We start from the raw sequence: 9,066 nt of genomic DNA on the forward strand, positions 1-9,066 counted from the left end.
ACACCCCACCCAAAGACACAAAACCCCAGGTAAAATAGCGAAAACCACCACAAGCCACCACAGGAGAATCACTCCTTACGGTTCTGAAGCATCCAGAACCGAAGACTTGCGATGGTTTTCCGCACCGCGCGTTTAACTAGCACCGTGCGCTTAGCCGTTAGCCATTGACCAGAGGCCAACAATCACTAGCTAACCCGTTCAACAGAAGCGCCAAGAGAATTGAGTGTCTCTACGAAGCCCGGGTAGCCACGGTCGATGTGATAGACATCGTGCACCTCAGTGACGTCACCTTCTTCAGTACACAGCCCAGCAAGCACTAGTCCCGCTCCGGCGCGAATGTCCGAAGACCACACAGGTGCGGAACTCAGCGTTTTCTTTCCGCGAATCATCACGTGGTGGCCATCGATAGTCGCGTCCGTGCCGAGGCGAATCATCTCGTCGACAAACCGGAAGCGCGACTCAAAAACGTTCTCGGTAAGCACTGACGTCCCTTCGGACACCGCGGACAGAGCAATGGCCATGGGCTGCATGTCCGTCGGAAAGCCTGGGTATGGCAGCGTTTGATAGTTCACACCCTGCGGACGCCTGTCCATACGCACGCGGAAGCCCTGCGGGTAGGTCTCGACCTGAGCGCCTGCGTTCTTCAGTTTTTCCAGAGGAAGGTGCAGGTACTTAGGGTTAATGCCAACGACCGTAATATCGCCGCCGGTCATCGCTGCAGCATAAGCCCAGGTCCCTGCGATAATTCGGTCGCCGACAACCTTGTGCTCAGTCGGGTGCAGCTTCTCTACGCCCTCAACCGTGATGGTGTTAGATCCCGCACCCGAAATCTTGGCGCCCATCTCCACGAGCATCTCGCACAGGTCGACAATTTCGGGCTCACGGGCGGCGTTATCCAGCACAGTCGTACCTTCCGCTAGTACGGCCGCGGTCAGAATATTCTCGGTCGCGCCGACGGACGGGAAGTCCAGCTTGATGTTCGCCCCCTTGAGTCGCCCCGCCTCAGCCACCACGCAACCGTGGTGAATATAGGTGCGTGCTCCCAATTTCTCCAGGCCAGCCTGATGCATGTCCAGCGGGCGGGAACCAATAGCGTCACCACCGGGCAGTGCGACAATCGCGTTACGGGTACGCGCCGTCAGCGGCCCGAGCACACAGACCGAAGCGCGGAACTGGCGCACGGCATCGAAGTCAGCGTGATGCGAGAGTTCTTCGGGCACCGTGATTTCAATCCGGTCGCCCTCGCGCGTCACGGAGCAGCCGAGACCTTCGAGGACTTTTTGCATCAATGGCACGTCGTCAATTTCAGGGCAGTTCGTCAGTACTGTCGTGCCCTCGGCGAGAAGCGCCGCACCCATCAGTTTCAGAACCGAGTTCTTCGCCCCGGAAATCTGAACCTGACCATTTAGCGTCGCTCCGCCTTTAACCAGAAATCGCTCATTTCCCACTCCCCCAGCCAACCACATTTCGCAATATCGCGCTTAGGCTTGAAGCTATGAGCGTTCATCTAACTCGCATTTACACTCGCACCGGCGACGACGGCACCACTGGATTATCCGATTTCAGCCGCGTTCCCAAGGATGATTCTCGCCTTATCGCCTACGCCACGTGCGAGGAGGCCAACGCCGCACTCGGCCAGGCGCTCAGTTTCGGCACGCTTGACGACGAAATCTCGGCTGTCATTCGCTACGTGCAGAATGACCTATTTGATGCCGGAGCCGACCTGGCAACACCTATTGAAGAAAACCCGAAGTACCCGCCGTTGCGTATCGAGCCGGATTACATCGAGCGACTCGAGCACTGGTGCGACCAATTCAATGAACAACTGCCGAAACTGGATTCCTTCATCCTCCCGGGAGGCACACCAGCCGCAGCACTGCTACACACAGCTCGGGTGATTACTCGCCGAGCCGAGCGTGCAGCATGGGCTGCCTGCCGCGAATTTCCCGAAACCACCTCAGTCCTACCGGCGAAGTATCTCAATCGCCTGTCTGACCTGTTGTTTATTCTTTCGAGAGTGGCCAATGACGGAAACGACGTTAAGTGGATCCCCGGTGGTGAGCGCGAAGCCCAGCGGCAAGCAGGGGGTAAGTAGCGGAGCAAGTAGCAGAACTGACTACCCCAATACCCGCGGGTTTGGGCGCAAAGGAACCGTCGTCAAGCGGTTTACGGCAGTGCGCCGATGCGACGGGCCGCGTTGACGGCCTCGTAGCGAGTATGGGCGCCCAGCTTGCGCATTACGGAGCGGAGGTAGGACTTAACCGTCTCGGCACCGATGCCCATTTCCTCTGCGGCCTCGACGTTGGTGTGACCGAGGGCGACACAGGCGAGAACATCGAGCTCACGAGCCGACAGCTTGGTGGTCTGCTTGACGCGAACCGGGGTGACCATCTGGTCACAGAGCACCTCGAGTTCCTGGCGCAGCTTCTCGTCATCCACACGGTTAGCGAGCATGCGCAGCTTGGAGTGCGTGGAACGAACCTGCTCCCACTCAGCGCCATTCATGATGCGGCCGCCCTTACCGTTGCCAGAACGATCCATGTTGCGGCAGGCATCGACGACAGCGAGGTCCTGCTCCAGGCAACGGGCGGTCATTGTGACCTCTTCAAGAACCTTGTCCCCCAGGCGCACCGAGGAGTGCACGCCACCGTAGAGCACGCCACGGACAAGACGCGAAACGATCACCGGCACGGCGACCAGCGAGTGCAGGCCTTCGTCACGAATCTTGTCGTCATACTCATGGGTAATAACCTTGGCGCGCAGGTAGTCACTGACACCCACCGGGCGGCGCGTGGCCAACACGCGACCACCGACACCCGCACCCGATTCCACAGTCAGATTCTGCAGGGCCGGAGTACGCAGGCCAACCCAGTTGTTGATCTGCATCTTAGAGTTATCGGTGACTTCCGCATACATTGTGACCGGAATACCAGTCGCATTCTTTAGGGCGACCAAGGACGACTTAATAACCTCATTGTCGTCCAGAATGCGGTGGGGATCCATCTCGCGTCCTCCTGCGTAACGGGCAAATTGCTTCACTGGCACCCACAGAGGCACCATCAGCCTGTGACTTCGCGCCGACTTACACTCCTACGAAATGGCCAACTACCGCTCAGCGGCCACTGACCCTTTCGGGGGCTGTAAACCGTACAAAGTAGATAGTACCCTCCGAACGGGTACACCTGCATTAAGGCATCCGTCACACAATCTTAGGAAACAACTAGGTTTCTCTACAAGTACGTAAAGAAAATACCAGGATAAATCCTGTCATTAGCCCCGCCTCGGCCGAATAAATACAAGGCAGGGGGTAGCTATTTTTCCGCTAACAAACTGCGTGAATGTTAATAACAGAGGGTAATGAACGGCGTTTTACCCCCAATGCGGACATTTTCGAAAAAGACCTTCGCTTATTTTGCATCGTGCGCTATTGTCATACATGCAACAGGTTTTGTTGAGTTCCACTTTCAATGCTACGTCCTCCACGTGGTTGTCCGAAGGTGGTGCACAGCAAACGCAAGAGGGAATCCGGTGCAATTCCGGAACTGTCCCGCAGCGGTAATCTGGAACAAAATTCGCCAACGGCACTGAGGTTATTTCAACCTTGGGAAGCGGCGAAAAGTAGGAAAATTGATAATAAGGATCTGCACGTAAGCATTGAAGCTTGCGGCAGTCGTCATCCCCTTATTGTCGGTCACGCCAGAAAGTCCGAATACCTGCCTGATGCGCCGAGGGCACTGCAAAGTGTCACGGCCACGGAGATCGCCCGCGGACAGGTGTGACGTGAAATGGAAGCGAAGAAATGCGACAGCTTCGCCTATATTTCTAGGCCTATTTTCATAGGCATTACGCCCTGCCCGCGGGCGTTTTTCTCATTTTTAGCGCGGTTTAGCTGCACATATCGATGAGCTATTCACCAACCAAGCCACTCGCCTAAACATCCTCTGGATGGCACACATCTCGCCCAATCGCCTTGGAGACCACGGGCGCCCAGGGCAAAGCCAGTCGAGCATGTTCGACCAACCGTCGATCGGCCAAAATTTCTTCCTTGGCGCCGACGCGCAGTTTGCCGTCGGCAAGCACCGCTGCCCTATCGGCGAAATTCCACGCGAAGTCGATGTCGTGCGTGGCGACGACGACGGCAGTGCTCTGATCGCGCAATTGATTGAGCGTGTGTGCAAGCTTTCGGGTCGCCTGCGGATCGAGGCCGGCGGAGGGCTCGTCGAGAAGCAGCACACGCGGATGCATCGCCAGCGCACCAGCGAGAGCGACGCGCTTGCGCTGACCATAGGAAAGCTGGTGCGGAACGCGTTCGGCGAGATCGGTGATCTCGGCGGTACCTAGAGCCTGCCGGACGCGCCGTTCGACTTCCTCGTTCTTAAGCCCCAGGTTGACGGGACCGAACGAGACGTCTGCAAACACGCTAGCCGCGAAGATTTGCTCATCCGGATCCTGCGTGACCATCTGCACTGAGCGACGGACCGCATTGCGGCCGTGCCGGGAGTACGTGTAGACGGTGCCGTCAAGGCGGACCTCACCACTATTGGGCTTAGACGCTCCCGCGAGCATACGCAACAGCGTGGACTTGCCCGAACCGTTTGCCCCCAACAGCGCTAGGCGCTCGCCACCCGAAATTGCCAGATCCACGCCTTTCAGAACGTGGGTTTCGTCGTAAGCGTATGTAACTGCAGCCGCTTCGACAATGACACCGTTGGCACCATGTACGTGATCAGCGCGATTTTTCCTGCTGCTCGACATCCCTATACACCCCATTTCAGCAGCGCCCAGGCCGCAATCAACGACAAAAGTAATGCACTGGATATCGCGATGAACTTCGGCTGCCTGGGCCGCGAAATCACCAGTACTTTCATTGCGCTCGGATCGGCGCGCAGCTCGATTCCCTCTTGCATCTTGCGCGCGCGGGTAAAGGCAATTACAAAGAGGCTGGCGGACTGTGCCGCTACATCTCGGATCATCGCCCGGCGCGTGGAGTGTCCCAAGCGTCGTGCTTGCGCTTCCGTCATCGAGTGTGCGGAGTGAATCAGCACGCCGGTCATCCGGTAAATCACCTCGGCGAGGTACGTCAAGTATCGCGGCAAGCCGTGCTTGTCGAGCCAGGCAATGAGCTCCGAAATCGGAGTGGTCAGCGCAAAGACCATCGTGCAGCTGATACCCGCAAACGAACGCATCACAACCTGCGCCATTCGCTGCGGGCCATCCGGCGACCACGCGAGACCGTCGGGAGTAAGCGCTACCAAAAGCGGAAACGCGCCGACGAGCACAAAAGCCGCCGGTGCCAGCACCATTGCCACATACAGCTTGCGGGGCACTCGGGCTATGTACGCAATAGACCAAGCAATGACCGCAATGACAGGCGCAAAGGGAATTGGCGGTAGCGCAACCGCCAGAATCAGCAGCCCACCGAGCAGCAGAATCTTTTCACCCACGTTGCGGCGTGCCCAAGCGCTGCGCGCCGCTGCAGCTTCTAGCGCATTCACTGCTCTTTCTCGCGCTTGTCCGAACGCGCAGCAGCCTTCCCTCGGTAGAAGCCAATAACGTAGAACAGGACGCCAGCACCGATAACGGCCTGGAGCGCGAACAGACCCGACTCGACCTCACCCGGCAGCTCGCCGACGAGTGGCTCGAACCACGGCTCGTAGTTCGGGTCGATTTCCTGAATTGTCTCCGTAGCGGTGGCATCAGTGCCGGCGAACGGCTCCTCGGCGTCGTCGTCCCCGTAGTTGAAGAACAGCGGGAACATGGCAATTACGACTACCAGGACAATGAGACCAACGCTGACCCACACGGAGTTCTTCTTCGGCTGGCTAGCTGCCTGTGCGTCGACAATCTGCGCGTTGTTTTTTGCATTCATAATCGTGCTCTCTTTCGCTTCTTTTCGCTTGACGACGGCTACTGCTTCTGGCCAGATACGGATGCAGCTGCCGCATTCTGCGAAGTGACAGATCCTGCAACAGCGTCAGCCGTGGCTTCTGCAGCTTTCGCCTCCAGCGCCGGTGCTGGCGCATCACCGAAGCGGGACAGGAAGCCGAGATCGAGGAGCTCAGAATGTGCCACGGCCAGCAGGGTGCGCATGAGAATGACGGTGACCAGAGCCTCGATGATCGCCAGCGGAATCTGCGTGATAGCGAACAGGCCGAGGAATGTAGCCAGAGCGCCGCCGACACCGCCCGGGTTTGCCGGGTGTGCAAGAGCGAGCTGCACGGAGGTCACAACATAGGTGGAGAGGTCAGCGAAGAACGCTGCCATAAACACACCTGGTAGTAGGCCTCCGCCGAGCTTTCGAGTCAATACGTAGAAGGCGTAGCCAACCCACGGGCCGACGATTGCCATGGAGAAGATGTTCGCACCGAGCGTCGTAATGCCGCCGTGAGCGAGCAAGATTGCTTGGAAGAGCAACACGATGGAGCCAAGCAGCGCCATCACCGGAGGTTTGAAGATTACAGCACCAAAACCTGTACCTGTCGGGTGCGAAGTGGAACCCGTCACAGATGGAATCTTGATTGCGGAGAGCACGAAGGTAAACGCACCAGCAGCACCGAGCAGCATGCCGCTACCGGGATGTTCTTTCATAGTGCGCTTGACTTGAATTGCGCCGTGAATGACAAAGGGAGCGGCAGCTACACCCCACCCAATGCAATGAGTGACTGGGAGAAATCCCTCAGCAATATGCATGATGTAAATCATCTTTCTACGGCGCTATTCACCTCGACAGCACCGCTCGACCGCCAATCCGCGGACGCGAATTGGATGATTTACAGTCGGTCTCCTGGCTGATGGGCTGAGGAAAGCTTCACACTTCTATTAATGCCTCGCCTCCTTCCCCAAAGGTTTGAGTCCCTCTGAGTGGCTTCGACGAAGCACCGCAATCGCTGAGTCCATTGTCTGCGTTTTTCGGTTATCACATATAACCGCTGTGCAGATAAGGGCCGCAATCGCACCCAATCACAGTGGCGAGGGCCGCTGCCTATTCACAAGGCATTCCCGTGCACTGTAAATCACGTCTCAGAATAGTGGATTCTAAGAAACTTTAATGCTCTTTACCCTCACAATGGAGGTAAGGACGAGCGAGGCAATGAGACAGCGTTAACGTGGCAATAGCAGGGGCATTGCGAAAATAGCGGTGCGACTGCGACGGCGCCGGCCGCGGCGACTATGACGGTGGCGGCACCGGAACTGACAGCTTCCACTTCCCTACGCAAGCCATAAAATAGACGAACTGGTCTGTACTAATTGCAGGATCAGGCGTACACTACGGCTACACGCGAAAACTCATTAGGAAGTCCTCTGTGATTTCCGGAATGGATAAGATTAATGACTATTTATAACGATGTCACTGAACTGATCGGCAACACCCCGCTGGTTAAGCTCAACCGTATTACCGAGGGCCTGCCGGGCAACGTGATTGCCAAGCTGGAGTTTTACAACCCTGCCAACTCGGTCAAGGACCGCATCGGCAACGCAATTATCGATGCCGCCGAGCGCTCTGGCGAGCTCAAGCCGGGCGGAACCATCGTCGAGGGTACCTCGGGCAACACCGGTATCGCGCTGGCAATGGTCGGCGCAGCCCGCGGTTACAAGGTCATTCTCACTATGCCGGACACCATGAGCCAGGAGCGCCGCGTCGTTCTGCGCGCATTCGGCGCTGAGCTTGTACTCACCCCGGGCGCAGATGGTATGCGCGGTGCTGTCGATAAGGCCAACGAAATCGTGGCTAACACCGACAATGCAATCCTGGCTTCCCAGTTCGCCAACCCGGCCAACCCGGCTATCCACGAGGCAACCACTGGTGAAGAAATCTGGGAAGCTGCCGACGGCAAGGTTGATTACTTCGTGGCTGGTGTCGGCACCGGCGGCACCATTACCGGTGCTGGTCGCACGCTGAAGAAGCACAACTCGGACATCAAGCTGGTGGCCGTTGAGCCGAAGGCCTCCCCACTGCTGACCGAGGGCACCGCCGGCCCGCATAAGATTCAGGGCCTGGGCGCAAACTTTGTCCCAGAGGTTCTCGATCAGGAGCTTCTCGACGAGATTATTGCGGTTACCAACGAGGACGCTATTGAGGTCTCCCGCAAGGTCGCTGCAGCCGAGGGCATCCTCGGCGGCATTTCCGCCGGTGCAAACATCAAGGCTGCTCTCGAGATTGCAGCCCGCCCGGAGGCTGAGGGCAAGAATATCGTCGTGATTGTCCCTGACTTCGGCGAGCGCTACGTCTCCTCCATCCTGTACGAGGACCTGCGCGACTAAAACCAAGCGCTATAAGCGCCCGTAACCTTCTCTGCAGAGCCCGCTAGCTGGCACTTTCCGCCGGCAAGCGGGTTTTTGCATTGCCGACACTTCCGACCAGATAGAATTGACGCCCATGAGTGACTTTTTCCGAATCCTCAAAGAGGATCTGGACAATGCCCGTGCGCATGACCCAGCTGCTCGCAGTGATGTAGAAAATGCCATTGTCTACTCCGGTCTACACGCAATCTGGATTCACCGATTCTCGCACCGCCTCTGGAAACGAGGCGGGATTTTCAAGGGCATTGCACGAGTACTCGCACAGTTTTCCCGTTGGCTGACTGGTATTGAGATTCACCCGGGCGCTCAAATTGGCCGGAGGTTTTTCATCGACCACGGCATGGGCATCGTCATTGGTGAAACTGCAGAGATTGGTGACGGCTGCATGCTCTACCACGGCGTGACACTCGGCGGCCGCTCACTGGAGAAGGTAAAACGCCACCCAACTCTGGAGGACAACGTCACCGTCGGGGCAGGCGCGAAAGTCCTTGGCCCGATCACAATTGGTGCTGGCTCGTCGATTGGCGCCAACTCCGTGGTCACCCACAGCTGCCCACCCGATTCCATCGTGATAGGAATTCCGGGCCGCGTACGCCCTGCCAAGCCCGGCGAACACAAGCCGTTGTGCGATCCGGCGGTGTACGTCCAGGGTGACGGGGACTTCATCTAGCTCGACCCTAAAACTAGTTCTACATACATAAGCCGACCGGCTGCTCTTGCTATCGTGAGCAGCGGGTTAAGTAGCAAAAAGTGTGTCCGCTCGGC

9 protein-coding genes and 2 riboswitches are annotated in these 9,066 nt (G+C 57.6%); of the genes, 3 read left to right on the forward strand and 6 right to left on the reverse strand.

What is annotated here, in order from left to right; all coding sequences use genetic code 11:
- Positions 1-185: 185 nt before the first annotated feature.
- The gene (gene murA / locus HMPREF2681_RS01615) at positions 186-1,448 is read right to left on the reverse strand and encodes a UDP-N-acetylglucosamine 1-carboxyvinyltransferase (RefSeq protein WP_224783814.1); all 1,263 of its coding nucleotides are present in this window, start codon (positions 1,446-1,448) and stop codon (positions 186-188) included.
- 47 nt (positions 1,449-1,495) lie between these two features.
- Between murA and HMPREF2681_RS01620 the strand changes: the two genes are divergently transcribed.
- Entirely contained in the window at positions 1,496-2,095 is a 600-nt protein-coding gene (locus HMPREF2681_RS01620) for a cob(I)yrinic acid a,c-diamide adenosyltransferase (protein ID WP_049173053.1), read from the forward strand.
- A 71-nt stretch (positions 2,096-2,166) separates the two neighbouring features.
- Here the strand turns inward: HMPREF2681_RS01620 and ramA are convergent, their stop codons facing one another.
- From ramA to HMPREF2681_RS01645, 5 genes are all read right to left on the reverse strand, one after another.
- Entirely contained in the window at positions 2,167-3,003 is an 837-nt protein-coding gene (gene ramA / locus HMPREF2681_RS01625) for an acetate metabolism transcriptional regulator RamA (RefSeq protein WP_005511953.1), read from the reverse strand.
- A gap of 475 nt (positions 3,004-3,478) precedes the next feature.
- Positions 3,479-3,736, forward strand: a riboswitch (cobalamin riboswitch).
- A 194-nt stretch (positions 3,737-3,930) separates the two neighbouring features.
- Complete coding sequence (locus HMPREF2681_RS01630) at positions 3,931-4,755, reverse strand: energy-coupling factor ABC transporter ATP-binding protein (RefSeq protein WP_049190261.1); 825 nt, start codon at positions 4,753-4,755, stop codon at positions 3,931-3,933.
- A gap of 2 nt (positions 4,756-4,757) precedes the next feature.
- Complete coding sequence (gene cbiQ, locus HMPREF2681_RS01635; protein ID WP_049190262.1) at positions 4,758-5,495, reverse strand: cobalt ECF transporter T component CbiQ; 738 nt, start codon at positions 5,493-5,495, stop codon at positions 4,758-4,760.
- A complete protein-coding gene (locus HMPREF2681_RS01640; RefSeq protein WP_049173058.1) occupies positions 5,492-5,869 on the reverse strand; it encodes an energy-coupling factor ABC transporter substrate-binding protein in 378 nt (125 codons plus the stop codon). The genes cbiQ and HMPREF2681_RS01640 overlap by 4 nt, the downstream gene beginning before the upstream one ends.
- Before the next feature lie 38 nt (positions 5,870-5,907).
- On the reverse strand, positions 5,908-6,690 hold the full coding sequence (locus HMPREF2681_RS01645) for an energy-coupling factor ABC transporter permease (RefSeq protein ID WP_049190264.1): 783 nt from the start codon (positions 6,688-6,690) through the stop codon (positions 5,908-5,910).
- Positions 6,691-6,756: 66 nt separating this feature from the next.
- A riboswitch (cobalamin riboswitch) is annotated at positions 6,757-7,026 on the reverse strand.
- Between the two features lie 303 nt (positions 7,027-7,329).
- Between HMPREF2681_RS01645 and cysK the strand changes: the two genes are divergently transcribed.
- Together cysK and epsC are read left to right on the forward strand one after the other, a co-directional pair.
- Positions 7,330-8,262, forward strand: a complete 933-nt coding sequence (gene cysK / locus HMPREF2681_RS01650) for a cysteine synthase A (protein WP_070545808.1) — start codon at positions 7,330-7,332, stop codon at positions 8,260-8,262.
- A gap of 115 nt (positions 8,263-8,377) precedes the next feature.
- Complete coding sequence (gene epsC, locus HMPREF2681_RS01655) at positions 8,378-8,971, forward strand: serine O-acetyltransferase EpsC (RefSeq protein WP_016421365.1); 594 nt, start codon at positions 8,378-8,380, stop codon at positions 8,969-8,971.
- Positions 8,972-9,066 lie beyond the last annotated feature (95 nt).

The organism is Corynebacterium sp. HMSC064H12 (assembly GCF_001809925.1).
Taxonomy (GTDB): Bacteria; Actinomycetota; Actinomycetes; order Mycobacteriales; family Mycobacteriaceae; genus Corynebacterium; species Corynebacterium jeikeium_D.

Excerpts from the sequence above, each read along its gene's own strand:
- HMPREF2681_RS01620 (WP_049173053.1), top strand. The coding sequence starts at position 1,496 with ATGAGCGTTCATCTAACTCGCATTTACACTCGCACCGGCGACGACGGC.
- ramA (WP_005511953.1), bottom strand. The coding sequence starts at position 3,003 with ATGGATCCCCACCGCATTCTGGACGACAATGAGGTTATTAAGTCGTCC.
- HMPREF2681_RS01630 (WP_049190261.1), bottom strand. The coding sequence starts at position 4,755 with ATGTCGAGCAGCAGGAAAAATCGCGCTGATCACGTACATGGTGCCAAC.
- HMPREF2681_RS01640 (WP_049173058.1), bottom strand. The coding sequence starts at position 5,869 with ATGAATGCAAAAAACAACGCGCAGATTGTCGACGCACAGGCAGCTAGC.
- HMPREF2681_RS01645 (WP_049190264.1), bottom strand. The coding sequence starts at position 6,690 with ATGCATATTGCTGAGGGATTTCTCCCAGTCACTCATTGCATTGGGTGG.
- cysK (WP_070545808.1), top strand. The coding sequence starts at position 7,330 with ATGACTATTTATAACGATGTCACTGAACTGATCGGCAACACCCCGCTG.
- epsC (WP_016421365.1), top strand. The coding sequence starts at position 8,378 with ATGAGTGACTTTTTCCGAATCCTCAAAGAGGATCTGGACAATGCCCGT.